Origin of the sequence: Rhizobium sp. AN73 (genome assembly GCF_030757975.1) — a bacterium.
Lineage (GTDB): Bacteria > Pseudomonadota > Alphaproteobacteria > Rhizobiales > Rhizobiaceae > Agrobacterium > Agrobacterium arsenijevicii.
Genome location: NZ_JARWME010000002.1, coordinates 2,353,884 through 2,378,355, shown reverse-complemented (window position 1 = coordinate 2,378,355; position 24,472 = coordinate 2,353,884). Strand labels below are relative to the sequence as shown.

24 protein-coding genes and 1 tRNA gene are annotated in these 24,472 nt (G+C 57.3%); 10 read left to right on the top strand and 15 right to left on the bottom strand.

Translation table 11 applies throughout. The annotated features are described in order from the left end of the window. Positions 1-14: 14 nt before the first annotated feature. From RBH10_RS21670 to RBH10_RS21660, 3 genes are all read right to left on the bottom strand, one after another. Positions 15-1,085, bottom strand: coding sequence for a M48 family metallopeptidase (locus tag RBH10_RS21670; RefSeq protein ID WP_281037946.1), 1,071 nt, complete (start codon positions 1,083-1,085; stop codon positions 15-17). Beyond that, entirely contained in the window at positions 1,075-2,145 is a 1,071-nt protein-coding gene (locus tag RBH10_RS21665; protein ID WP_281037947.1) for a YjgN family protein, read from the bottom strand. The genes RBH10_RS21670 and RBH10_RS21665 overlap by 11 nt, the downstream gene beginning before the upstream one ends. Before the next feature lie 229 nt (positions 2,146-2,374). Then, positions 2,375-3,871 carry a CoA-acylating methylmalonate-semialdehyde dehydrogenase gene (locus RBH10_RS21660; protein WP_045015355.1) on the bottom strand — a complete coding sequence of 499 codons (1,497 nt, stop codon included), beginning with the start codon at positions 3,869-3,871 and terminating at the stop codon, positions 2,375-2,377. A 106-nt stretch (positions 3,872-3,977) separates the two neighbouring features. Here RBH10_RS21660 and RBH10_RS21655 point away from each other — a divergent pair, with 106 nt between their 5' ends. From RBH10_RS21655 to pncB, 7 genes are all read left to right on the top strand, one after another. After that, positions 3,978-4,859: a LysR family transcriptional regulator gene (locus RBH10_RS21655; RefSeq protein ID WP_281037948.1), complete on the top strand. Its 882-nt coding sequence runs from the start codon at positions 3,978-3,980 to the stop codon at positions 4,857-4,859. 116 nt (positions 4,860-4,975) lie between these two features. Beyond that, a complete protein-coding gene (locus tag RBH10_RS21650; RefSeq protein ID WP_281037949.1) occupies positions 4,976-5,896 on the top strand; it encodes a DMT family transporter in 921 nt (306 codons plus the stop codon). Positions 5,897-6,204: 308 nt separating this feature from the next. After that, positions 6,205-7,311 carry a DUF475 domain-containing protein gene (locus RBH10_RS21645; protein ID WP_045015353.1) on the top strand — a complete coding sequence of 369 codons (1,107 nt, stop codon included), beginning with the start codon at positions 6,205-6,207 and terminating at the stop codon, positions 7,309-7,311. Positions 7,312-7,678: 367 nt separating this feature from the next. After that, positions 7,679-8,023, top strand: a complete 345-nt coding sequence (locus tag RBH10_RS21640; RefSeq protein WP_045015352.1) for a MarR family winged helix-turn-helix transcriptional regulator — start codon at positions 7,679-7,681, stop codon at positions 8,021-8,023. Positions 8,024-8,041: 18 nt separating this feature from the next. Continuing rightward, positions 8,042-8,893, top strand: a complete 852-nt coding sequence (locus RBH10_RS21635) for a C40 family peptidase (RefSeq protein WP_281037950.1) — start codon at positions 8,042-8,044, stop codon at positions 8,891-8,893. Positions 8,894-8,988: 95 nt separating this feature from the next. Further along, the gene (locus RBH10_RS21630) at positions 8,989-9,348 is read left to right on the top strand and encodes a hypothetical protein (RefSeq protein ID WP_281037951.1); all 360 of its coding nucleotides are present in this window, start codon (positions 8,989-8,991) and stop codon (positions 9,346-9,348) included. Positions 9,349-9,502: 154 nt separating this feature from the next. Further along, positions 9,503-10,807 carry a nicotinate phosphoribosyltransferase gene (gene pncB, locus RBH10_RS21625; RefSeq protein WP_045015350.1) on the top strand — a complete coding sequence of 435 codons (1,305 nt, stop codon included), beginning with the start codon at positions 9,503-9,505 and terminating at the stop codon, positions 10,805-10,807. 83 nt (positions 10,808-10,890) lie between these two features. Here pncB and RBH10_RS21620 read toward each other — a convergent pair whose 3' ends face one another. Continuing rightward, positions 10,891-12,285 carry a M17 family metallopeptidase gene (locus RBH10_RS21620; RefSeq protein ID WP_045015349.1) on the bottom strand — a complete coding sequence of 465 codons (1,395 nt, stop codon included), beginning with the start codon at positions 12,283-12,285 and terminating at the stop codon, positions 10,891-10,893. Positions 12,286-12,427: 142 nt separating this feature from the next. Here RBH10_RS21620 and RBH10_RS21615 point away from each other — a divergent pair, with 142 nt between their 5' ends. Continuing rightward, positions 12,428-13,261: a tetratricopeptide repeat protein gene (locus RBH10_RS21615; protein WP_281037952.1), complete on the top strand. Its 834-nt coding sequence runs from the start codon at positions 12,428-12,430 to the stop codon at positions 13,259-13,261. Positions 13,262-13,340: 79 nt separating this feature from the next. On the opposite strand, the gene RBH10_RS21610 is transcribed toward RBH10_RS21615, so the two are convergent. From RBH10_RS21610 to RBH10_RS21570, 9 genes are all read right to left on the bottom strand, one after another. Then, a complete protein-coding gene (locus tag RBH10_RS21610) occupies positions 13,341-14,327 on the bottom strand; it encodes a type II secretion system F family protein (RefSeq protein WP_281037953.1) in 987 nt (328 codons plus the stop codon). A 10-nt stretch (positions 14,328-14,337) separates the two neighbouring features. Next, positions 14,338-15,342, bottom strand: coding sequence for a type II secretion system F family protein (locus tag RBH10_RS21605; RefSeq protein ID WP_281037954.1), 1,005 nt, complete (start codon positions 15,340-15,342; stop codon positions 14,338-14,340). 15 nt (positions 15,343-15,357) lie between these two features. After that, positions 15,358-16,830, bottom strand: coding sequence for a CpaF family protein (locus RBH10_RS21600; RefSeq protein WP_281037955.1), 1,473 nt, complete (start codon positions 16,828-16,830; stop codon positions 15,358-15,360). Between the two features lie 33 nt (positions 16,831-16,863). Further along, entirely contained in the window at positions 16,864-18,147 is a 1,284-nt protein-coding gene (locus RBH10_RS21595) for a CpaE family protein (RefSeq protein ID WP_045015344.1), read from the bottom strand. Positions 18,148-18,181: 34 nt separating this feature from the next. Next, complete coding sequence (locus RBH10_RS21590; protein ID WP_281037956.1) at positions 18,182-18,871, bottom strand: CpaD family pilus assembly protein; 690 nt, start codon at positions 18,869-18,871, stop codon at positions 18,182-18,184. 56 nt (positions 18,872-18,927) lie between these two features. Beyond that, positions 18,928-20,511: a type II and III secretion system protein family protein gene (locus RBH10_RS21585; protein ID WP_281037957.1), complete on the bottom strand. Its 1,584-nt coding sequence runs from the start codon at positions 20,509-20,511 to the stop codon at positions 18,928-18,930. Further along, positions 20,508-21,314, bottom strand: a complete 807-nt coding sequence (gene cpaB, locus RBH10_RS21580) for a Flp pilus assembly protein CpaB (RefSeq protein WP_281037958.1) — start codon at positions 21,312-21,314, stop codon at positions 20,508-20,510. The genes RBH10_RS21585 and cpaB overlap by 4 nt, the downstream gene beginning before the upstream one ends. Before the next feature lie 125 nt (positions 21,315-21,439). Then, the gene (locus tag RBH10_RS21575) at positions 21,440-21,952 is read right to left on the bottom strand and encodes a prepilin peptidase (protein WP_045015340.1); all 513 of its coding nucleotides are present in this window, start codon (positions 21,950-21,952) and stop codon (positions 21,440-21,442) included. 100 nt (positions 21,953-22,052) lie between these two features. Continuing rightward, entirely contained in the window at positions 22,053-22,241 is a 189-nt protein-coding gene (locus tag RBH10_RS21570; protein WP_281037959.1) for a Flp family type IVb pilin, read from the bottom strand. A 444-nt stretch (positions 22,242-22,685) separates the two neighbouring features. On the opposite strand from RBH10_RS21570, the gene RBH10_RS21565 reads away from it, so the two are divergent. Then, positions 22,686-23,069 carry a pilus assembly protein N-terminal domain-containing protein gene (locus RBH10_RS21565; RefSeq protein WP_045015503.1) on the top strand — a complete coding sequence of 128 codons (384 nt, stop codon included), beginning with the start codon at positions 22,686-22,688 and terminating at the stop codon, positions 23,067-23,069. A gap of 228 nt (positions 23,070-23,297) precedes the next feature. Here RBH10_RS21565 and RBH10_RS21560 read toward each other — a convergent pair. After that, positions 23,298-23,384, bottom strand: a tRNA-Leu gene (locus RBH10_RS21560). Between the two features lie 120 nt (positions 23,385-23,504). Continuing rightward, positions 23,505-23,810: a SelT/SelW/SelH family protein gene (locus RBH10_RS21555; RefSeq protein WP_281037960.1), complete on the bottom strand. Its 306-nt coding sequence runs from the start codon at positions 23,808-23,810 to the stop codon at positions 23,505-23,507. 145 nt (positions 23,811-23,955) lie between these two features. On the opposite strand from RBH10_RS21555, the gene RBH10_RS21550 reads away from it, so the two are divergent. After that, complete coding sequence (locus tag RBH10_RS21550) at positions 23,956-24,405, top strand: DoxX family protein (RefSeq protein ID WP_281037961.1); 450 nt, start codon at positions 23,956-23,958, stop codon at positions 24,403-24,405. Positions 24,406-24,472: the final 67 nt, after the last annotated feature.

Below are 24,472 nucleotides of genomic sequence, written 5' to 3'. Positions count from 1 at the left end.
GTTCTACCGGCGGGTCAATTTCCCGCCGGCTTGATGTCGAGAGAGGCATTGTAGTCGAGGATCGCCTTGCGCCTTTCCGGCGTTCCGGGATGGGAGGACAAGATGCTGGTGCCGCCCTTGTCGCCCAGTTTTTCCTCGATAAGTGCAAAGAAACGCTCGATCGCGGTGGGATCCAGCCCGGCCTGGCGCATCAGTTCGACGGAGCGCTCGTCGGCCTGCCGCTCGGCGTCGCGTGAATGCGACAAGGCCAGGAGACCGCCGCCCTGGGTCAGAATATCCTCCATGGCCGAACCGACATCGCCGGCAATCAGCATGACAAGACCGGCGACACCGGCGGCGCGGTAGAGTTGCCGCAGGCTGTGTTCATATTCGACATGGCCGATTTCATGCGCGAGAACGCCTATGATCATTTGCCTGTCGTCGCCGGCCAGCTCCACCAGTTCGTCCGTTAAAACGATAGTGCCATCCGGAAGCGCGAAAGCATTGGGGCCGACGTAACCGCCATTGCGAAAATTCAGCTTGTAGTCTTCGGGCGAGCCTTCCGCATGGGCGACTATTCTGGCGAAGTCCGAACGGATTGCGTCCTGTTCCGCCTGTGGCAGGGCGCTCGGAGAAAAGACCGTTTTGTCGAAGGCCTGCAGCGTGCTGGCCGACATGACCTGCGGCACGATCGGCGGGGTGACGGCAACCGCCACTTCCACCAGTGCCGGAAGTGCCAGCTTGTAGGTGCCATAGGCCAAAAGGACGGCGGCGGCCGTGATGCCGACCAGCCGCGGGCGAAACTGTTCCAGCCAATGCACAAAGCCCGCACGTTTCGTGATGTGTCCGCCAAGCAGGCGGTCCACGCCGTCATTGTCACGCGTTTCGAACAGCGACCCGTCAGGAAAATGCAACTCGCGGGGAATGGCCCCGACCCGGTGGCTGATCTCGATCGTTTTTATCTCGGCCTGCGTTCTGACATGGTTGTCCTTCGCGTCGAGCACGAAAAGGATCGTGCCGCCAAGCTTTAACCTGGCGGCGCTCGAAAGGTTTGAGCGAGCGGCATGCCACTCGCCCGAAACGGTTTCTCCGGTATCAGAAACCAAATTCGAAACCTTCCATATCCATATATTCGGCACTGACGGCAGCACCCGTTGCTTCCATCGAGGAGAGTACCTCACCCACCTCGCCATTGAAGCGGATTGCCGTGCGCTCGACGGTGTAGCGCGCTTCACGTACCGCCGCCCATGGCCGCATCAGGCCCAGGGTGAAAACCGTGACGATCAGGTTGGAGATCACGATCCACAGATAGCTGCCCCGGTGAAGGTCACTGCGCAATTGGTGCTTTCCATCAAGCAGCATGGACGAGATGACCACATTGCGAACACCGGTGCGATAGATGACGCCTGCAAGGCCATAGACCAGAAATGCGCCGAAAACGCCGACATAGAGAGAGGCCAGCACCGTGACCATGGCAGCCGTCTCATCTTCGAGCATCGCGCTGTTGGCGGCAAAGGCGGCAATGCCGAAAAAGCCGACCACGATGCTGCCGATCACGACCATGATGGCGGGAATGATCCAGACCCGGTAAAGCGCACCGATCTTCGGATCGGCGGTGAACGGACGATCGCCATAACGCAGGTTGCTGAAAATGTAGCGGTTCGCCCAGCGGCTGGCCAGAGGCGCCAGAATACCGAAGGAAAAGAGCGCAACGAGGCTGCCGAGCAGAATGGAGACGAAAGCACCGCCAGCGGTGCCGACGAAATCAAAACGCACATTGCGATAGCTCGTCACCCGCGCATTGAAACGAATGCTGCGTGTGATCAGCCAGGGAAAGAAGACCAGAATGAGGATCGCCGGCACGAATATCAGAAACGGATGAATGAGGCCGACAAGCTGCGAAACGACGATGAAGGCAAAGGCGATAAGCCGACCCTTGAAGATTTGTCCACCGGTGGCGTGATAACCGAAAGCACGACCGGCGAGCACGGTATTGCCGTTGAAATAACGCTTGCGCCGCACTTTTGCCCAGGCGGAATAGATGCCGAGCGTTACGATCGTCAGAAGAATATTGACGATCCAGATGCCGAAATACTCCTTGGCATTTCCAGTGAACGAGCCGCGTTCGAGCGCGCGCTGATCCACGCTGACAGAGATGTCACTCATAAAAGTCCCTCATGGCATGCCCCTCTCCGGGCAGATTGAGTTTGCAAGCTTCCCCGTTATTCGTCGGTTTGGCAGCGTCCCCACGCCGCAGCGGGACTCTTACGCGATAACAGCTTTAAGTGGAATTATTTTGACAGAAGAAAACTTGATTTTTCTGGTTGCCTTTTAATCAAAAAAGCCCCGCCGTGAAAACAGCGGGGCCTTTTGTAATATCGCGGGTTATTCCGGTTTACTTCATCGTCGGCATGACGAATTCGGCACCCGACTTGATGCCGGACGGCCAGCGTGAGGTGATCGTCTTGGTCTTCGTCCAGAACTTGATCGAATCCGTGCCGTGCTGGTTGAGATCGCCGAAGCTGGAAGCCTTCCAACCGCCGAAGGAATGGTAGGCGAGCGGAACCGGGATCGGAACGTTGATGCCGATCATGCCGATATTGATGCGGCTTGCGAAGTCGCGGGCGGCGTCGCCGTCACGGGTGTAGATCGCAACGCCGTTGCCATATTCATGCTTCATCGGCAGTTCGAGCGCGTCTTCGTAGTTCTTGGCGCGAACGACGGACAGAACCGGTCCGAAGATTTCCGTCTTGTAGATGTCCATATCAGGGGTGACGTGGTCAAACAGGCAGCCGCCGACGAAATAACCGTCCTCATAGCCCTGCAGCTTGAAGTCGCGACCGTCGACCAGCAGCTTCGCACCCTGTTCGACGCCGCTGTCGATCAGGCCCCTGACGCGCGTCTGTGCTTCCTTGGTAACGAGCGGGCCCATATCGGCCTTGTCGTCGGTATAGGGGCCGATTCTCAGGCTTTCGATCTGGGGGATCAGCTTTTCAACGAGACGGTTGGCCGTCTCTTCGCCAACTGGAACCGCAACGGAAACAGCCATGCAGCGTTCGCCGGCCGAGCCGTAACCCGCGCCCATCAGTGCGTTTACTGCCTGATCGAGATCGGCATCCGGCATGATGATCATGTGGTTCTTCGCGCCGCCGAAGCACTGCGCACGCTTACCGTTCATGGCGGCGGTACCATAGACATAGCGGGCGATCGGGGTCGAACCGACGAAGGAGACCGCGCCGATATCGGGATCGGTCAGAATGGCGTCGACAGCGCCCTTGTCACCGTTGACGACGTTGAGGATGCCAGCCGGAAGACCGGCCTCGATCATCAGTTCGGCAAGGCGGAGCGGCAGGGACGGATCGCGCTCGGAAGGCTTGAGGATGAAGGCGTTGCCGCAGGCGATTGCCGGTGCAAACATCCACATCGGGATCATGCCGGGGAAGTTGAACGGCGTGATGCCCGCGCCGATGCCGACCGGCTGGCGGATCGAATACATGTCGATGGCCGGGCCTGCGCCCTCGGTGAACTCACCCTTCTGCAGATGCGGAATGCCGCAGACGAATTCGCAGACTTCGAGGCCGCGGATGATATCACCCTTGGAATCTTCGACGGTCTTGCCGTGTTCGCTGGAAAGCAGCACCGCCAATTCGTTGATGTCGCGGTTCAGAAGTTCGACGAACTTGAAGAACACGCGGGCGCGGCGCTGCGGATTGGTGGCGGCCCACTTCGGCTGCGCAGCTTTTGCGCTTTCCACGGCGGCGCGCAGCTCGGCGTCGCTCGCAAGTGCGACAGTCGCCTGCACTTCGCCGGTGGCCGGGTTGTAGACATTCGATGTGCGGCCGCTGGTGCCGGGCACATGCTTGCCGTTAATGAAATGACCGATTTCCTTCATGGGTGTTCCTCCAGAATGTTATGGCACAGCATTACCTTTCGATTTGCACAAATCAATCGCCTGAAATAAGCATCCATTGTGCAAAAATGCACATAAGGAGAGCGCCGTGAACTGGGATGATGTGCGTTTGTTTTTAAGCGTGGCACGCAGCGGCCAGTTTCTGTCGGCGGCCAGAAAGCTCGGCGTCAACCACGCAACCCTCAGCCGGCGGATTTCGGCACTCGAAGCTGCCATCGGCACCCAGCTGTTTTTGCGAAGCACCAATGGCTGCGAGCTGACGGAGGAAGGCCAAAGTCTTCTTGCCGGGGCCGAGCGCATGGAAACCGAAATGCTGAACGCCCAGGCAAATCTCGGGCGCGTCGATACAGCGGTTGCCGGAACGGTGCGCATCGGTGCACCGGATGGCCTCGGCGTTTCCTTTCTTGCGCCACGGCTTGGCCGGTTGACCGCGCGTTATCCCGACCTGAAGATCCAGCTCGTTCCGGTGCCGCGCTCCTTTTCCCTTTCACAGCGCGAGGCCGATATCGCCATCACCATTGAGCGGCCGGAGCAGGGCAGGCTGATGTTTTCGAAGCTCACCGATTATTCGCTGGGGCTTTATGCATCGAGGGCCTATCTCGCTGAATACGGAACGCCGGCGGATGTCGATGCGCTGAAACGCCATCGCCGGATCGGTTACGTGGAGGACCTGATCTTCTCGCCCTCCCTGAACTACACCGGCGAGATCATGCGCGACTGGGATGCCGCCTTTGAAATTTCCAGCGCCACCGGCCAGACCGAGGCGGTTCGCTCCGGTGCTGGCATTGGCATCCTGCATAATTACATTGCCGGGCAATATCCTGAATTTCTGCGGATCCTGCCGCATATGAGCATAAAGCGGGCCTATTGGACGGCCTATCACGAGTCCGCTCGCCAATTGGTGCGCGTCCGCACGGTGGTCGATTTTCTTCAGGAACTGGTTGCCGAAGAAAGGCGAATGTTCGCGTGACATCCGCGCTGTCGCTGTATTAGTACTATTAATACGCAAGTCCGGCTGCTTCGGGCTTGACAAGGGATGGCTGGCTGAACGACCAATGCAGCCATTGGGAGAGATCGGGATCTGACATGTCGAATATGATAAGAAAGCTTTCGCCGACTGGCCTCGGCGTGGCCGTTATGCTGCTTGGAATGCTGCTTTTCGCGTTGAACGACGCCATGGGGAAATGGCTGGTATCGACCTATAGCCAGGGGCAGGTGATCCTCGTTCGAAGCATAGCTGCCCTTGTCATTCTTGTCCCGATCGTGTGGAAAGGTGGTCTTTCCGGCCTCGTGAAAATCGAGCGGCCGTCTCTTCAGGTGGCGCGTGTGTTTTTCTCCACCGCCGAGCTTTTCTGTTTCTATTTTGCGGTCGCGGCCCTGCCGTTGGCCGACGTCATGACCTATTGGCTTGCGGCTCCGATTTATGTGGCTGCGCTCTCGCCGTTCCTGCTTGGAGAAAAGGTCGGCTGGCGTCGCTGGACGGCCATCGCCATCGGTTTTGTCGGCGTTCTCATTGCGCTCAAACCAAGCTCGGCAAGCCTCACCTCCGCCGCACTGTTCTCCATTCTCGGCAGTGCCGCATTCGCCTTCATGATGTTGTCCGGACGCCAGCTTCGCAATACGCCCGATACGGTGCTCGCCTTCTGGCAGATCATCGGCGCGGGGCTTGCGGGCATTGTTGCGGTGTTCGTCACGCCATCCGGCTGGTTGCCGGTCCAGTCCGGTTTCGATCTGGCGTTCCTCGGCCTGCTCGGCGTGGTCGCCATGGCGGCGCATGTGCTGGTCAACCGTGCCCTGAAGCTTGCTGATGCCGCCACCGTCGCGCCGCTGCAATATACATTGCTGCTCTGGGCGGTAGTTTTCGGCTGGCTGTTCTTCGGCGACGTGCCGCAAACCAGTATCGTCGTTGGCGCAGGCCTGATCGTTCTTTCCGGGCTTTATATTTTCTTCCGCGAAAATACCCTAAAACGCGGTCGCAAAACGGTGGATGTACTGGCCGCGGACTAAACCTTGTCCTCTGTTTACCCGTGATGTTGCCGCCGAAACCATCACGGGACTTGACGAAGAGGTGATCTTCAGGGAGTAAGAGAAGGTCCTGCGATCACAAGTCTCGCAAGGACAGAGGAAACAAAGGTGCCGGGCCCCTCTGGCGAGAGTTTTACGGCGCTCTCGTGATGTCGGTACCGCCTGCAAAAATTGGCCGGCGGATTAAAAACTATGAAAAACCTGAATGTGCTTCGCGCGCGTGCTTTCTGCGTGCGGCTCGACGCCCTGCGTCGTTCCGCAATCACTCTCGTGACCGGAGGTGATCGGACATGAGCACCGCCCAGAAAACCACGCTTTCCTACTTCAAGTGGGCTTTTATCGTCACCATCGTCGGTCTTATCCTTGGCGGCTATCTCGGCTGGGAAATGACCGGAACGGTCAGTGGCACAGCCACGATCTTCTTCATTTGCGCGGTGCTTGCCGTGCTGGAAATTTCGCTTTCCTTCGACAACGCCATCGTCAATGCCAACAAGCTGAAAGAGATGACACCGGTCTGGCAGCATCGCTTCCTGACCTGGGGTATTCTGATTGCCGTTTTCGGCATGCGTATCGTCTTCCCGTTGCTGATCGTGGTCGTTGCCGCGAATGTCGGCCCCTGGACGGCGCTCGTCATGGCGGCCACTGAGCCGGAACGTTATGCGGAAATCATGCGTGACGCCCATCTGCCTATCGCTGCTTTCGGCGGCACCTTCCTGATGATGGTCGGCCTCAACTTCTTCTTCGATCATGAAAAGGATGTGCATTGGGTGCGCTGGATCGAGGAAAAGGCTGCAACCTATTCCTCCGTCAAGGGCATCGAGATCGCCTTCGTGCTGGTCGTCATGCTGGTCTTCTCCCGCATCATCGGCGCCAGTGACAATCCGGAGCTTGGTCCGGTTGCGGCCACTACCTTCTTCCATTCGGCGATCTGGGGTCTTTTGACCTTCCTTCTGGTGGAGGTTGTCGGCGGTATTCTCGATCGTAGCCAGGAAGTGCTGGAAGGCGCTGCAAAAGGCGGCTTCGGTGCGTTTCTCTATCTCGAAGTGCTCGACGCAAGCTTCTCCTTCGATGGTGTGATCGGTGCATTTGCGCTGACGCAGAACCTGTTCATCATCGCCATCGGTCTCGGCATCGGCGCCATGTATGTGCGTTCGATGACGATCATGCTGGTCGAAAAGGGAACGCTTGCCGAATACCGCTATCTGGAACACGGCGCTTTCTACGCGATCCTCATCCTGTCGGTCATCATGTACGTGCAGACCATGTTCCACATTCCGGAGGTCATCACCGGCCTTGGCGGTGCGACCTTGATCGGCATTTCGCTCTGGTCGTCGATCCGTCATAACCGGCGGCAAAGCGCCGATGCGGTTGACGCCGCACGCGGTGCGGAAATCTGATATGCGTTGATCCTTGCCTTCCGCTGTCATGGCGGAAGGCAGTTTTTAAGCATTGAATTGCTGATTGCTTATTTTTAATGCTATTTCTGCCTTGCAGAAAATTTGACCATAAGGCAGGAATAATACCCCAAATGTCTGTTTTTGCTCATATTTGTGCGCCGCAATAAAACTGGCATACTTCCTGCATCTTATGTTGCAAGTCCAGAGGGGACGTTGAAAGCCCGAAAACGGGTCGACAAACACCGCCGCGCCGCGCGATCTTTCAGGGTCTGCGATAGCGCGGCGGTTTTGTTTGTGCGCTATGGTTCTTGAGTTTTCTGCTCGGTTGAATGAAAACGGTGGGGTAACGACTGGAAGGTTTACCGGTTTGCCTGCAGAACTTTCGCCTACGGAGGCCTTGGGGCTTTGGCATCGCGTTTCCACGGCGCAGGTCATTGCCGATGCGCCGGATTTGACCCTGCGGCAGACTGCAATCCTGCTGCAGATTTATCTCGTGCCGCCGCCGCACACCGTCCGGGGTCTCGCTGCAATGTTGGGCGTGACCAAACCGGTCATCACCCGCGCGCTGGACAGTCTCGGGGCGCTCGGGCTGGTCGACAGGGTGCGGGACGAGCGGGACAAACGCAATGTTGTGATAAAACGCACGGTCGCAGGTGCGCTCTATCTGGAAAAATTCGGCGATCTGATTATTGATCAGGCGCGTAAGATCTAACCTCTGGACATAAAACCCATGATGCTCGACCGCCGCCTGAATGTCTTCCGCTCCGATCTGGCCGATGAGAAGTTGCAAGGCGTGGTTCAGGCCGAACGTTTCGTCCGCGGCTCGCCCGCGCAAATCGCGATACCGGTTATTGGCCTGCGGCCGACGCCCGACTTCGCCGCTGGCATCGACACGGAGCTTCTGTTTGGCGAAACCGTGCGAGTTTTCGACCGAGCGAACGGCTGGGCATGGGTGCAGGCGGATGCGGATGGTTATGCCGGTTATGTGCCGGAAACGGCAATCGCCGATGTCGTTGCCGCCACCCATCAAGTGGTTGCGCCGCGCACCTTTCTTTATCCCATCGCTGAACTGCGCAAACCGCCGGTCGCGGCACTTTCCATGGGCAGTCTGGTCCGCATTGTCGGCGAGGCGGAGACGCGCGGTACACGCTATCTGCTGACCGAAAAGGGTGAAGGCATCATCGCCGCCCATTGCCGGACGGTGGATGCCGCGCTTGAAGAGGACTATGTCGCGGTAGCCTTGCGGTTCATCGAAACGCCTTACCTCTGGGGCGGTCGCTCCGGCTTCGGTATCGATTGTTCCGGCCTCGTGCAATTGTCCATGGCGATGACAGGCAAACGAGTACTGCGCGATACCGACATGCAGGTGAAATCGCTTGGCGTGGAAATAGAGCGCGACGAATTGCGGCGCGGCGATCTGGTTTTCTGGAAGGGTCATGTCGGCCTTATGGAAAATGAAGAAACGCTGCTGCATGCCAATGGCCATACGATGAATGTCGCGCGCGAAAATCTCAGTGAGGCCATCGAGCGTATCGGCTGGCTTTACGAAAGGCCGACGGCTTACCGGCGTCTGGAAGGCTGAGAAGGCGGCTTTCACGAAATTGTGCCTGCCTCGCCCTTTGTGTGATCGCTGCCGAGCGCCTACATCGGATGAATGACGGCATGGGACCGGCATCGATGAAGACGAAAACAGCGACACTATTGGCAGCTATTCTGGCGGCGGTTCTCTTGAGCGCTTCAGCCGAGGCGCAGACCGTTTTCCAGAATGGTTTTGCCCCGGCGCCCGACGCCTATGCGAACCTGCCCGGCGTCAAGGACCCGCGAACGCTGCAACCCAAGGTCCGTTACAACTGCCATAGCGAACTTGGCGTTACGGGATATGCCAGGGGTCCCCACCGGGATGTTTTCGGCAGCCGTGGACTTCCCGTTCAGGGGTATCGTTGCACGGACGAAAACGGCATTTCCAGCTTCGGCGGCAGAAATCCTGTCTCCAAGGACTGGTATCCGGGCATCAATCCCGTCGACCCGACCTTCTGAAGCGATGGAATTTAAAGCGGCATTTGCGTCGCTCGCGCTCTGGACTTGTTGTCGCTTTTTCAGATAAATCTTTGGCATGACAGGTTGATACCTGCCGAGGTGCGGGGTGACATCGGCCCTGCCAATGTCACGGCCGATGTTAGGGAATGCGAGCATGACGAAGACCGATATAGCAACCCGTGTCCACAATCATACCTGGAAGCTCGATCCGATCGTCCGCAGCCTGATCGATACGGATTTCTACAAGCTGCTGATGTTGCAGATGATCTGGAAACTCTATCCGGAAGTTGACGCGACATTTTCCCTGATCAACCGCACCAAGACGGTGCGGCTGGCGGAAGAGATCGACGAGATGGAACTGCGCGAGCAGCTCGATCACGCCCGCACCCTGCGTCTCTCCAAGAAGGAAAACATCTGGCTTGCGGGTAATACCTTCTATGGCCGTTCGCAGATATTCGAGCCGGAATTTCTCTCCTGGCTTTCGAGCTATCAATTGCCGGAATATGAGCTTTTCAAGCGTGACGGGCAATATGAGCTGAATTTCCACGGCCGCTGGATGGACACCACGCTCTGGGAAATTCCAGCGCTTGCGATCATCAACGAGCTGCGTTCGCGCAGCGCCATGCGGTCGCTCGGTTATTTCACGCTGGATGTTCTCTATGCCCGCGCAAAGGCCAAGATGTGGGAAAAGGTCGAGCGGTTGCGGGAGCTGCCGGGCCTGCGCATTTCTGATTTCGGCACCCGTCGCCGTCACAGCTTCCTGTGGCAGCGCTGGTGCGTCGAGGCGCTGAAGGAAGGCATCGGGCCTGCCTTTACCGGCACGAGCAATGTCCTTCTCGCCATGGATTCCGACCTTGAAGCTGTCGGCACCAATGCGCATGAATTGCCGATGGTGGTTGCGGCACTCGCCCAGACGAACGAAGAACTGGCCGCCGCGCCCTATCAGGTCCTGAAGGACTGGAACCGGCTTTACGGCGGCAACCTGCTGATCGTGCTGCCCGATGCTTTCGGTACGGCGGCTTTTCTGCGCAACGCGCCGGAATGGGTGGCGGACTGGACGGGCTTCCGTCCCGACAGCGCACCGCCGATTGAGGGCGGGGAAAAGATTATCGACTGGTGGCAGAAGATGGGTCGCGACCCCCGCAAGAAGATGCTGATCTTTTCCGACGGTCTCGATGTCAACGCCATTATCGACACCTACAAGCATTTCGAAGGGCGGGTGCGCATGAGTTTCGGCTGGGGCACCAATCTGACCAATGATTTTGCCGGCTGCGCGCCGAAGACCATCGCCAGCCTCAAACCGATCTCCATCGTCTGCAAGGTCAGCGATGCCAATGGCCGGCCGGCGGTGAAGCTTTCCGACAATCCGCAAAAGGCAACGGGTGAACCGGCCGAAGTGGAACGTTACCTTAAGTTCTTCGGTGAAGAAGACCACAAGGAACAGAAGGTTCTGGTTTGAAGGAGACGGGGCGTATCCCGTAAGGAGAAACGCCCCGTGACAGTTCCGGTAAAAGCGATTTTCGAAATCGCCCTATCGTTTTTTCACTTTACGAAGTGATGCGCGATGTAGTGGAAGAGCGCGCGGATGCCCTGTGCTTCGCCGCCGATCGACGAGTGATGTCGCTCGCTCAGTGACCAGCCGTAAATATCGAAATGCGCCCATTTTTTCGTATTGGTGACAAAACGCTTGAGGAACAGGGCGGCCGTGATCGATCCGGCCATGCCGCCCGACGGCGCGTTGGTGATATCGGCCGCGCGTGAGCGGATATCCTTGTCGTATCCCATGTAGAGCGGCATGCGCCACAGCGGATCGTCGGTATCGATGCTGGCTTCCGCGATATCATGGGCCAGATCGTCGTCGTCGGTGTAGAAGGGCGGCAGATCCGGGCCAAGAGCGACGCGGGCGGCACCCGTCAGCGTTGCCATGTCGATCATCAGGTCCGGCGCATCCTCGTCGGCATAGGCCAGCGCATCCGCCAGAACGAGACGACCTTCCGCATCGGTATTGTCGATCTGTACCGTCAGCCCCTTGCGGCTCTTGTAGATATCGCCGGGACGGAAGGCGTTGGAGGAGATGGAATTTTCGACGGCGGGCACAAGGACGCGAAGGTTGATCGGCAGCTTGGCGTCCATGATCATCAATGCCAGACCAAGAACATTGGCAGCACCTCCCATATCCTTCTTCATCAGGGCCATGGAGGCGGCGGGCTTGATATCTAGACCGCCGGTATCGAAGCAGACACCCTTGCCGATGAGGGTCAGGCGCGGATTGCCTTTCTTGCCCCAGTTCATCTCCAGAAGGCGCGGCGCGCTTTCGCTGGCGCGGCCGACGGCATGGATGAGCGGGAAATTCTCCTTCAGCAGGTCGTCGCCGGTAATGACGCCTACCTTCGCCTTGTAATGGGCGGCAAGGCTGCGGAAGGCGATTTCAAGCTCGTCCGGCCCCATATCGTTGGCCGGAACATTGATGAGATCGCGTGCGAGGAAGACGCCGGCCAGAACCCGCTTGATCTCGCCGTCTTCGGCATCTTGCGGAATGAGAAGTTTTGCCCCGCTGGTTTTCGTTGTCTTGTATTTGTCGAAGCGGTAGCTGCCGAGGCCGAAGCCGAGAGCCAGTCGATTGGCCGTCAATGGCGCAGTTTCAATGTGCCACTCGCCTTCGGGCAGCTCGCGGGCCAGTTTCCCGGTTATGAATGGGATTTCGGACGGATTGCCGCCGAGGCCGAGGAGAACGCCACCCAGCGAACCATCGGAGGAGGGAACGAGCAATATGGCGCCTGCCTCTGCCTTGAAACCCGCTTTTTTCGCCCAGTCCAGAGCGACAGGATCGATGGCGCCCTGTTCGATATGGGCTGGCGTGACGGCGAAAACCGGCAAGGTACTGCCGGCCTTGGAGCTGAAAGGGGTCGGGCGTTCGATGAACTGATAGGGCGCCATGGTCTGCTTTCGTAACTGTCGAGAATCGGTGCGATTAACGCTCTGTTAGGGTTAACAGATTATTGCTTAAGCGAAAGTTGCGTCATGTGAGTCTGTCGTATGTCGGGCGCAAGATCGATAATTCTTGGGCGGGGGCACTGCCATGACTGCTTTTTCTTTGAGCGAGACAGGCCGGACAGGGTTGCTGCGTGGCGCATGTCTCGCAGCGCTGGTTTTAGCCGTTTCCGGATGCGCCAGCACAAACAAGCCGGACCGCATGTCGACTGGCTCAATTCCTGCGGCCGCACGCTCCTATGACCACATGAATATGGACCAGCTCCGGCAGGCGGAAGAGACGGCTGGAAAAGCCTATGAACGTAGCCCCAAGGACAGGTCCGTCGGCATGAATTATGCCAACGTGCTGATGATGACCGGCAAGAATACGCAGGCGCTTGCGGTGATGCAGCAGATCGCCATCGCCAATCCTGCCGACCGTGACGTGCTTGCCGCCTATGGCAAGGCGCAGGCAGCATCAGGCCAGCTTGAACAGGCCCTCTCGACCATCCAGAGAGCGCAGACGCCCGACCGTCCCGACTGGCGGCTCTATTCCGCCGAAGGTGCCGTGCTCGACCAGCTTGGCCGGTCGAACGAGGCGCGCACCAAATACCGCCAGGCACTCGATCTCAAGCCGAATGATCCGAGCGTGCTTTCGAACCTCGGAATGTCCTACGTCCTGTCGAGCGATCCCCGCACCGCCGAGACATATCTGCAATCGGCCATCGCCCAGCCGGGCGCGGACAGCCGCGTTCGCCAGAACCTCGCACTCGTGGTGGGCCTTCAGGGGCGCTTTGCAGAAGCCGAGCGCATCGCGGTTCAGGAACTCTCGCCACAGCAGGCCCAGGCCAATCTCGGCTATTTGCGCGCGATGCTTTCGCAGCAGAATTCCTGGCAGCAACTGGCGAAAAAAGACAACAAGCCAGCAGGCGATCGTTTTTAGACGCCTCAATCAGTGCTGGTTTACCCTCAAACGAACACCATACGGATCGCCCGCTAGATATGCGGGCGCGCTTCCCGTGTCAGAACGTGTCGGCGACGCGAATACCGGCCGGTCCCAGAATGACCGCGATCAGCACCGGCAGGAAAAATATGATCATCGGCACGGTCAGTTTCGGCGGCAGTGCGGCGGCCTTCTTTTCAGCCTCATTCATCCGCTCGTCGCGACCTTCCTGCGCGAGAACGCGCAGCGCCTGAGCCAGCGGTGTGCCGTATCGTTCCGCCTGGATAAGCGCCTGCACTACGCTTTTGACACCATCCAGCTGCGTGCGCATGCCAAAATTCTCAAGTGCGATTCGCCGGTCCTGAAGGAAGGAAAGTTCCGCTGTCGTCAGTATCATTTCCTCCGCCAGTTCGGGTGACTGCTCGCCCATTTCTTCCGCAACACGACGCATCGCGGCCTCCATGGACACACCGGATTCGATGCAGATCAGCATCAGATCCAGCGCATCCGGCCAAGCGCGCCTGATCGAGGCCTGCCGCTTGTTCATGGCGTTCGAAACATAGATGTTGGGTGCATAGAAACCCAGATAACCGAAAATGAGCACTGCCATCAGCCGAATGACGAAAGCCTTGTCGGCGAGGTTTCCTAAAACGAAGACCCAGGTAAAGGCCAAGGCCAGAAAAATGAACGGCAGTACGAACCGGGCGGCAAGAAATGTGTTGAGCGCATTCTGTGAACGAAAACCCGCTGCGCGCAGCTTGTTCATCGTGTTCTTGTCGGCGAGCGCTTCCTGGAGGTTGAATTTCTCGACGATGCGGCGGGCGGATTTGTTGTTGTTGCCGCGCAAGGAAGCCTTGCCATCTCGGGTGGCGGTGGCAAGACGTTCGCGCTCCCGGCTGCGAATGAGATCGCGCTCGGATGACACGGCTTTCATGCGCTTGGTGAAGTCTTTTCGCTCGAAGAACGGCATGATGAGCGTATAGAGGGTCGCGAAAACCGCAAGCGTGACGAGAATGGCAATGATCGTTTTTGGGTCCGTCAGGCTGGAAAAGAAGCTTCCTGTCATGGTCGTGCCCTCATATGTCGAAATTGATCATTTGGCGCATGATGAAGATCCCGATCAGCATCCATAACCCCGACACGCCCAGAATGATGTGCCCGCGCATGTCGGTGAAGAGCACCGACAGATAGTCAGGCGAGGTGAAGTGCACCAGCAGCATGACGATGAAGGGTAGTGCACCAATAATAACTGCCGAGGCCTTCGCCTCCATCGACAGTGCGTTGACTTTTGCACGCATTTTCCTGCGTTCACGCAGAACTTTCGACAGGTTCGACAGCGCTTCCGAAAGGTTGCCACCGGCCTGCGCCTGAATGTTGATGACGGTGCTGAAGAAGCTCACTTCGAAAAGCGGCACCGTCAGCATCATGCGTTCGATCCCCTGCGGAATGCCGATCCCCACCTGTTGCGCATCGACGACGCGCTGGAACTCCGTTTTCACCGGTTCCTGGCCGTCTGATGCGATCAGTCGCACGGCGTCGTTCAGCGGCAATCCGGATTTGATCGACCGGCACATGACATCCAGCGCGTTGGGAAATTCTTCGAGGAATTTTTTCTGCCGGCGCTTGAGTATAAATGCCAATACCCATCGCGGCAGTCCCAATGCCACGACGGCTCCAATGAGCAGAGCGATAAGCATCGAAAGGTCATAAAGAAGTGCAAAGACAACGGCGAAAGCAGCCGCGCCTGCGCTTAGCAGGTGAAACTGCCGAACGGAAATCTGCAGCCCTGCCTGAACCAGTTTGTCGCGTAAGCTGACATTCTTTGCTTTCTTCGCCTTTTCACTTTGTTTTTTTTCCATGTCCCGCAGGCTGTCCTGCATGGACTTGCGGCGCTTGCTGAGTTCCTGGACCCGGTCCCGCGCGGCTTTGATGTTTGCGTGATCGGTTTCGGCGGCCTTGACCCGCTTGAAGCGGCTTGTGGTCTTTTTCTCGACCTCTATCTGCTGAAAAAGGAAGGCATAAGCGAGTGCCCCTGCCGAAATAGCGACAAGTGCGGCCAGTAGCAGGATTGTGGGGTCCATGGCAGTCGCCTTCCCTTAGGATGTCTTTTCCATTTCATCGAGCGCGGTCGCCAGGCGTTTTTCTTCGCCGTAATAGCGTGCGCGATCCCAGAAATGGGGTTTGCTGATGCCCGTGGACACGTGTTTGCCAATCAGCTTGCCGTGCGCGTCTTCGCCGTCGATTTCATATCGCATCAGATCCTGGGTCACGATGACGTCGCCTTCCATGCCGATCACTTCGGTGATCTGCGTTATCCGGCGCGATCCGTCGCGCAGGCGCGCAGCCTGAATGACGATGTCGATCGAGCCTGAAATGATTTCGCGCACCGTCTTGGCTGGCAGGGTAAAGCCGCCCATGGCAATCATCGATTCGATACGGCTGAGGCATTCCCGCGGCGTATTGGCGTGGAGTGTCCCCATCGAGCCGTCGTGGCCGGTGTTCATCGCCTGAAGAAGGTCGAAAACCTCCGGTCCGCGCACTTCGCCGACGATGATGCGTTCGGGCCGCATACGAAGGCAGTTCTTGATCAGATCACGCATGGTGATCTCGCCTTCGCCTTCAATATTCGGCGGGCGGGTTTCCAGCCTCACCACATGTGGCTGCTGAAGTTGCAGTTCGGCGGTGTCCTCGCAGGTGATGACACGTTCATCCTTGTCAATGAAGCTCGTCAGGCAATTGAGAAGCGTGGTCTTGCCGGAGCCGGTGCCGCCCGAGATGACGACGTTGCAGCGGACGCGGCCGATGATCTTGAGCAGGGTCGCGCCTTCGGGTGTGATCGCACCGAAACGCACCAGCTGGTCAAGCGTGAGCTTGTCCTTCTTGAATTTTCGGATCGTCAGCGCCGGCCCGTCGATGGCGAGCGGCGGTGCGATGACGTTTACGCGCGATCCATCCGGCAGGCGGGCGTCGCATATCGGGCTCGATTCGTCCACGCGTCGGCCGACCTGGCTGACGATGCGCTGGCAGATGGAAAGCAATTGACTATTGTCGCGAAAGCGGATGTCGGATTCGATGGTCTTGCCGCCGACTTCGATGAAGGTCTGGCCGGAACCGTTGACCATGATATCGGCAATATCGTCGCGTGCGAGAAGCGGCTCCAGCGGCCCGTAACCAAGAACATCGTTGCAGATGTCCTCGAGCAGCTCTTCCTGCTCGGCGATGGACATGGCGAAATTCTTGATCGTGATGATGTCATTGACGATATCGCGAATTTCCTCGCGCGCGCTCTCGGCATCGAGCTTGGCGAGCTGCGAAAGGTCGATCGTATCGATGAGCGCGGAGAACACCTGGCTCTTGGTATTGTAATAATCTTCCGTGCGAGCACGTTTTTTCTGCGGCGACTGCGCGGGTGCTTGCGCCTGTCGCGTCGCGGGCGATTGGCCGGGCTCCAAAGTATCGATTGCCAGAGTCCGCGGCTCAGGCGTTGCCGTCGCCTGCTGTATGGCAGGCGCAACAAAATCCGGCTTTATGGTTCTGGCTGGGCCTTCTGGCCCGCGTTTTCCGAACATCGGCGTTTCCGTCTAAAGGCCCAAAAATGGAGCCTATTTGCGCTTGAGAATATTCTTGAGTTTATCCAGACCGCCACGCTTGTTTTTGCGCAGAACGGTACGGCCTGTAATGGTATGGGCAATCTGCGAGAAGGTTTCCGCGATCTGGGATTTTTCGTCCATTTCGCTGATCATGCGTCCGCTGTTGGCGGCATTTCCGAACAGCTGGGCGTCGAATGGAATGATGGCGACCGGCTCGATTTCCAGCGGGTCGAGAAAATCCGCCGGGGCTATTTCCGGGCGTTTCGGCATGCCGACCTGATTGAGAACGAGATGCGGCAACTTGTCGTTGGGCCGCAGTTTTATCAGCGCGTCGAACAGGTTCTTCGTATTGCGCAGATTTGCGAGATCCGGAACTGCCGTGATGACCACTTCGTCAGCTTCCGCAAGCACCGCCCGCGTCCAGTCGCACCATTGATGGGGAAGGTCGAGGACCGCGACGGGCGCGCTGCGTTGCAAAACCTCCAGGATCGGCAAAAAAGCCTGACGATCGAGATCATAGGTCCTGTCGAGGAGAGAAGGTGCGGCCAGCAGCGACAGATGGTCGGAACATTTCGTCAGCAGACGGTCAAGGAACACCTCGTCCAGTCGTTCCGGCGAGAATACCGCTTCCGCCATGCCTTGCGCGGGATCCTGATCGAAGTCGATGTTGGCCGTGCCATAGGCAAGATCCATATCCGCCAGAATGGTTTCGGTGGCAAACAGGGTGGAGATGCCGAAGGCGCAATTATGCGCGATCGTCGACGAACCCACCCCGCCTTTGGCGCCGATGAAGGCGATGTTGCGACCGAGCGGTTCCGCCTCCGGATCAACGAAGATCGTCGCGATCGAGGCCAATAGATCGGCCATGTTGATCGGAGCGACGAGATATTCGGAAATGCCGTTGCGGATGAGATCGCGATAAAGCGTTATGTCGTTGTGCCGACCAACGATGATGACACGGGTAGTGGGGTCGCAAACCTCTGCCAGGGGCGCGAGATCATCCAGCAGCGAAGCGGGTGAGCTTGCCGTTTCGAGAACGATGAGATTGGGGGTGGGGGAGGCGGAAAACATCGTCGCCGCCGCGTTGATATCACCCTTGGTTACCCGCAGCGTGACCTTGCTCATCCGTCTGTCACCGGACAAGGCATCCATCACGCGCTGCATGTTTTCACTGACGCAGAAGGCATGCACGGAGATGCGGGGCAGGGGCCGCAGGCGATCCATATCCGAGGCGCGCGCAGGCTGTTCGGCTTCTGCGCCGCCGCTTGATTTGATATCGTATTCTACAGCGCTCATCGTGTTTCCTGCCGTGACAATTGTTGGAACCGCATCAATTTGGCGTCGCTGTGGTTTTGCCGTTGCGATACGCGTCGATCACCACGGCTCGGCGCTCCGCGTCGATCGGGCTCATGCCACGCGGGCCAACCAGATCCATGGGGTTGGCAATCTGTGCCGCGAGATTGCTCTGGGAAGCGCATCCGAAATTGTACCAGTTCTTGTTGGCAAAGGTGTTGTCGGAAAGGTCTTCGGGCCACTGGCCACATTGCCCGGTCATGGCAGTGACGGCCACATAGCTCAGGCGGATGGGGGCGGCGTCGCCATTCGGGGATGCGGCGTAACGTGTTTCCATGATCTTGCCCGAGGGCACACCAGCGCCGGAAAGCGCGGAGCGGATTTGTTTCGCCATTCTTGAAGCCGCTGCCGAATTGGCCGATCCCGACGGCATCTGGATATTGATGATACCCGTCGACATCGAGGCATAATTCTGGGCAAAACCGCGAACATTATCCGCCATTGCAGTCGTCAGCCGGCTGTCGCCGGCCGAAACTGGAATATCCAGAGAATGTTCCGCTTCCGACAGGGTGATCGGATGGCGTGTACGGTAGTCGTCTGGAATGGCGTTGGTCGTCATCGGGTCGCGTGCGCAGCCCTGCAACAGGCTGACGGCAAGCGCCACCATGGCGACGAGACCCGCCCTGCAGACGGGAAGGTGGGAAAAAGAGGAAGAGGTTTCCTGCATGACGTTTCCTGCCCGGACCGGGCTTGCTCTGAGGACGAGATTTCGTGCGTGTGTCGTCATTTGTAGATGAACCCCACTGATCCCTGATAGGGAGCCGCCTGAACCTGATCCTTGCGGCCATAGACCTTGTTGACGCGGTTCATGAAATACATGGCGGCATCGTTTTCCGGGTTGAAGTTGTCATCCGGCCGGGCGATCTGGTTGCGCGCAACGGGTCTTACCAGATAGGGCGTTGCAATGATGACGAGTTCCGTCTCGTTGCGGATGAAATCCTTGCTGCGGAAAAGCGTGCCGAAGATTGGTATCTTGGAAATGCCAGGCAGACCCGACATGGCCTGGCGGACATTATCCTGAACCAGACCCGCGATCACGATCGAGCCACCCGACGGAAGTTCAACGGTTGTCGATGTCTCGCGCTTGCGGATAGACATATAGGTCGAACCTGGAATGGTGCGGCCCGCATTTCCGGTTACAACGTTGCCTTCATATGTCGGCTCGGAAACATTGGTCTCGATTTTAAGGCTGATCCGCCCTGGTGAAAGCACCACTGGCCTGAAGTTCAGCGTGATGCCGTAGTCGACCGTGTTGGTGGTACGCGTTATAGTTGGCTGGCCCGTTTCCTTGTCGATCGTAACTTCCTGCTCTGCAGGCAGGCGGAAATCGCCCCCCACATAGAACTTGGCCTGTTCGCCGGAGATGGCGGTGAGACTCGGTTCGGCCAGAGTGCGCACGACACCCGCCTGTTCCATGGCGTTCAGATAGGAAGCAAAGTTGAGCGAGCCGGAGCCAATCGCGCCACTGGCTATCCGCGAGGCGCCGCCAATTGCATTTCCAAGATTGGACGGATTTGCGAATTCGAAACCGTTATTGCTTGTCGAGCTGCTGATGGAGCCATTGAAGCCGAGCTGTTTCAGCACCTGCCGGCTCACTTCGGCGACGGTGACTTTCAGCGTCACCTGATCTTCACCTTCGATCGTCAGCATATTGACGATCTGCGATGTCTGGCGGTTTTCGGCAAAAATCGCAGCGTCGCCGCCATTGTTGCCGCCCGTCAGCGATATATTACGGGTAGTGGCTTCGCCACCTTTCAGGAATGCTTCGGCAAGCTGTACGGCGCGTGCCGAATCCTGCGGTGTGCGCACCGATCCCGTGAGAACGATGTTGTCCGAAACGATCTCCACCTTGATGTCTGATTCGGGAATGAACCGACGGATATTGACCTCGAGCCCGGAGATGTCGCGCTCGACCTCGAGATCGAGGCTGACGATTTCACGACCGCCTTCACCGAAAATGAAAATATTGGTCTGACCCACCGTTTTCCCGAACAGATAAATCCGTTTGGAGGTACGGGTTACGGCATCGGCAAGGCTGGGATCGGCGACGAGAATATCGTGTGCATCCTCGGGCAGGTCGATGACCAGCGCCTTGTTGAGACCGAGCTTCAGGCGCTTGCGAATGCCTGTGCCGCTTTCGGTGATCCGCACGATGCTCGCGCTCTGCGCCGCAGCTTCGCTGATACGCAAAAATGCGGGTGAGTGTTGACCCGGAATGCCTGAAAAAGCCAGGCAAAATGCAAGACTGCCCGCAATCGAGGAACGCAGGTGTTGTTTGATAGGCTTTGCCATGGAACCCCCGGTCATTGCGATGCTCCCTGTCCGGCCTTGACGATCGAACCGGATTTGATCACCTGAATCTCCGGCTGCCCGGAGCCGCCGTTGAGAAGATAACCGGCCGAAAGCGTGTCGTTTTCCTGCGCATCGGCAACAGAGCGCAAAGCGAGGGTGAGGCGATCCGCCATCTGTTGCGCCACGGTGATGATCTTGGCTTGTTCGGGTGTGAGTTCCAGCGTCGCGGTTGCACCCACGACGGCGGAGGTGCCGTCCTCGCCTTCCTTGATCTGCTGATCGATCGCCAGCACACGGACGTTGTTCAAAACATTTTCAGTCAAAAAGTGACCGGCATCGCCCTTGCGGACCATGATGACATCGACCCGATCATTCGGCAGCACGAAACCGCCGGCACCTGTCGAGACGGAAATTTCTGTGGCGACGGCGCGTTTGCCGGCCGGCAGAAGCGAGGACATGATGCGGGTGCTGGAATCGACTACTTTTTCCGGCCGCACCGGCTCACCCTCGAACAAAGGCAGCCGCACGACGGCACCGGCAAGTTCGGTGATGGCGTTCGGGCTTTTTGCTTCCGTTATGAAACTGTCGATGACATTGCCCTTCGGCCAGGGCGTCCAGTGTACCGAACTATCGTTCAGGCGGCTGCCGACGGGCAGGTTGACCGAGGAAACGAGAACGTTGACCGTCGGTTCCTTCTCGATGATCGTTTCCGCTTTTTCGATGACCTGCTTTGCACCGGAAATCTGCATGGCGACAAGACCGGCGAGACCGGCGGCGACCAAGGCAACGGATAGAATGACGATACGCGACGGTTTCATGCTCGATCCTTGAGGGAATCAGGTTGTTCTCCCGTCAGGATGGCCCGTCATTGGTATAATTATGGTTAATATTATGCTTGGATTTCTGGTTAACAGGCCTTTAACCTGCAGTGAACGCAGATTTCTCAGGAAAGACTTGCGATGGCGGCTTTTACAAGCGGTGTTTCGCCATAGGTCAAAAGCCCGGCAATGGCGATGCCTATGCCATAGGGGATTTTCTTCGCAACCAGCAGGGAATCCGGAATGGGAATGCCGGCCGCCATGATTTCCTGCGAGCGCGATCGCAGAAGCAGGATTCCAAGCGTCAACACGCCGCCGATGAAGGTGACCGAAAGTAGAAATTCGATAAGGGAGATGTTGAAGCCGTACCAGACCGCTGCGGCAGTCAATAACTTTGCGTCTCCTCCACCCATGACATTGGTAGCGAATAGCGCAAAGCAAGCAAACAATACAACAATACCGGCAACAAGACTCATTACATAAGTCTGCCAGTCCATGCCGGAAAAGGGGGCAACCACCACAAAGGATAGCAGCAGTAAAAGCGGTATCCTGTTGGGAATAGTCATGCTGAAAAGATCATTCAGGGCGGCAAAGGCGAGACAAAGAGGTACGATCAGGAAAATTGCAGCTATTACCACGGTCGCCTCCCTGGATGTTTCAGTCCGAGATCAAGTGCTCTGAAAAAAGATACGCCGCCTTACTGGCGGCGTATCGACGTATAAAATACTACGCCTAGGCTTAGTTCGTCGCGGAAGGCGTATTGTTGCCGATTCTGGTGCCGAGGTTGGTAAACACGGTGTTGAGCTTCGTGCCCACCGTCGAAGCACCACCGATGATGGCAACAGAAATAAGCGCAGCGATCAGGCCGTATTCGATTGCCGTGGCGCCGGACTCATCTTTGAGGAAACGAGTGAAAATCTTGGTCATGGGTCTCTCCTAATTCTTGTATTTGGTTCAGCACGCCGACAACTGTTTTCCGTTGTTCGGTTGCGTTCAAATTACAGGCGAGCGATTTCCAAGCGCTTAAAGAATAGGATTAATCTAAAGTAAACGGTAGGATGAGTTTCTTTTGGTAAACAAAAACAAAAAGTATTTCCTCCATTTTTATAGTTGCTAAGAAACAAATATATTCCGGGGTTGGCCGTTTCTCATTTCCGGTAAAGTGTCTTTTCAACGAGACACAGATGTTCAGTTTTGAGGCGGGACATCAGGCACCAGGAAATGTCGTTACATCGCGAATGGTTACCGTCCGCACTATGGATTTCCGCCATTTAACGCTTCATTCACTAAAACCGCGCATTCTATCGTGTAGTAAAGTGCGGATAGAGAATAAGGGCCAAACGCGTGTCATTCGGAAAACTGGCGAAAATCGTGCTCGGCCTGTCCGTCATTCTGTCGGGTTCATTGCAACCCGTTTTTGCTCAGGAAGACATATTGCGCGTTTCGATGAATCACGCCCGTGTCCTTCGCCTCGACCGCCCCGTGAGCAAGGTTATTGTCGGTAACTCGAAAGTTGCCGACGCCACGGTTGCCGATGCAACCACCATCGTACTGACCGGCCGCAGTTTCGGTACGACAAACCTTGTTCTTCTCGATGCCGAAGGAAATCCGATCGTCGATGAGCGCATTCTCGTCTCCATCGACGAGGGCAATACGGTGCGCGTTTTCCGCCAGACGGAACGGACCGTACTTTCCTGTACGCCCAATTGCGAACAGCATTCGCAAAACAGTGGCGACAAAGACGCTCAGCCGTAACCACACCGGGCCGTATGAGGCTTGAGTTACTCCGCATCGGGAGCGATCGGCATTTGTCAAAGAGACGAAGGCCTCGTGATCGCGCGGGGTAGCTTTAATTTGTGGGAAAACGGGTGCTGATCATCAGCAGATCGAAAAAAAGCAACATGCTCTCCGGCATTTTGCTGGAGGCATATATGTTGCTTTTTTTCGTCTAAGTGTTTGATCTGGCTAAGATCAAAAATGGAATGGTGCCCAGAAGAGGACTCGAACCTCCACACCCTTGCGAGTACCAGCACCTGAAGCTGGCGCGTCTACCAATTCCGCCATCTGGGCGACGGAGAGCGATGTACGAGGGCAGCCGCCCGGTGTCAACAGACTTTTTGAACTTTTATGACGATCATTGATTTTAAAGGGAAAAAACTTGGTTGGAGGCTGTTGAAACATTTCGCCGCATCAATTGTCGAGCCCTTCATGCTTCGCCCGGTCGACATGGCCGAGGTCGCGTTCCGGGTCGATGATATCGCGGATTCGTTGTTTCAGCTCTTTTGGACCGGGAAAACCGCCATCGCGTTTGCGCTCCCATATGGTTTCGCCATCGACGGTGATCTCGAACAGGCCGCCCGTTGAGGGAATAAGGCTGACCTCGCCGATGTCCGAGGCGAAGGTTTGCAATATTTCCTGCGCCATCCAGCCTGCGCGAAGCAGCCAGTTGCATTGCGTGCAGTAGCGGATGGCTATGCGGGGCTTGGTCTCGGTCATAGTCAGGTCTCCTTCGACGCCGAGTGACAATAATGCTCACGATAATGTCAACTATAATGCTCAAGTTTTTACCCGGCACCTGCTTGTTCTTATCATGTGGCTTTGCGAACAGATAAGCCATCGAAGGCTGAAACGTGGAGATCCTATGGCCCAGTTCGACAATAATCGTCAGCGTCTTTTCGTTCCGGCGGTCGCCCCGCTTTATAACGCGACGCATGATCTGGCGGAGACCGTTCTGCGTGTCGTGGCCGGGCTTCTTCTCGTTACCCATGGCTTCGGCAAGATACCCAACCCTTTCGGGGCAGCCGGCATGGTGGAAAGCCTTGGCTTTTATCCCGGTGTATTCTGGTCACCGCTCCTGGCCGCCACCGAATTTTTCGGCGGAATTCTGGTGGCCATCGGGCTGTTCACGCGGCCGGCGTCCTTTGCTGCCATGATCGTCCTTCTGGTAACGGTCTATTTTCACGGCATCGTAAAGGCGGAAGGTCTGGGTGGCGCGGAAAAATCCATTCTCTGGGCCGCCATTTTCCTCTTCTTCGCCGTTCGGGGCGGCAACCGGCATTCCGTCGACGCAAAGCTGTCACGGGAATTCTAAGGCGCGTAGGCCAGCTTGTCCGCTTATTGCGTTGCTGACGATATTACGCCTCTTGAAAATCCGATTT